This is a genomic window from Pedobacter namyangjuensis, from assembly GCF_003313325.1.
In the GTDB taxonomy this organism is placed as follows: Bacteria; Bacteroidota; Bacteroidia; order Sphingobacteriales; family Sphingobacteriaceae; genus Pedobacter; species Pedobacter namyangjuensis.
The window spans coordinates 1-1,053 of record NZ_QMHQ01000021.1; the positions used below are offsets into that span (position 1 = coordinate 1).

The following is a 1,053-nucleotide window of genomic DNA, read 5'->3' on the forward strand; positions in this document are numbered from 1 at the left end:
GCCTAAGGTTTTACTGTGGCATAAAATGATTTAAGGACTGCGGTATCGGTTGCTGGCGCAGTGTAAGTGCCAATTAAGCAGCCCGCTAATGATAAAGCAAAAAGTAGCGGCCACCAATACAAAGGAAGACCAGTAGTAACGTAAGGCATTAACAACGCTGCGCCAACGCCAACCGTCATTCCCCAGAAAAATCCATGGGCGTTAAAGCGCCACCAATACCATTTTAAGCAGTTTGCAGCTACGTAACCGCCATAAAGTCCGCCCACAATCCATTGCAAAATATTGTTGACATCCTTTGTTAAAAAGCCAAACCCTATGCCAGCAGCTACTACCACAACACCAACAATGTAATTCATGGAAATGATTTTTTTAGTGGGAGCTTCGGGATTGATGTATTTAAGATAAATATCGTTAACGATATAGGCTTGAGCAGCATTTAAAGTGCCGCTGAAAGTTCCCATAAAAGCACCTAGCAAGCCAGTAAGTACCAAGCCCAACACACCAATTGGTAAAAAGTTATTGATGGTAGCCGGCAATATGCGTTCAAAATCCGTAACGCCATCAGGGCCTTTTAAGTAAAGCTGATTGTAGTAGAGTAGTGCTAATACGGTTAGTCCGGTTACCATAGAGTAGCGGATGGGCAACAGCACAATGCTGACGAAACCAGTCATTTTACTAGCCTCTTTCGGACTACGAGTACTCAATATTTTTTGCATATCGTAATTTGGTGCTGGACCCGCAAGTGAAGCAAAAACACCTTTTAGCAACATCATCATGAAAAACACTCCGAACAGACTGAACCCATCCTCGGCTATTTTCTTATTGGCATCAGCTGCGATTGCGCTCCAATCCAAATCTAATTTCCAGCTAAAGAATGGGTTGTTCCAGCCCTTTGGAACATTGAGGGTTTGCGTTTGCAAATGCTGTACTGCAATTACGCCAATGGCAATGCAGGCCAAAGTCATGATGGCATATTTGATTACATCGCCCAAAACTATGCTGTGCATGCCGCCAATAATGGAATAAAACATGGCGAATAATGTAAATATGATA

1 protein-coding gene is annotated in these 1,053 nt (G+C 42.9%); it reads right to left on the bottom strand.

Annotated features, from left to right (window positions below):
- Nucleotides 1-2: 2 nt before the first annotated feature.
- Nucleotides 3-1,053, bottom strand: a 1,051-nt coding sequence (locus DUT69_RS19035; RefSeq protein WP_449415912.1) for a sodium:solute symporter family transporter, incomplete at its 5' end; no start/stop codon positions are given.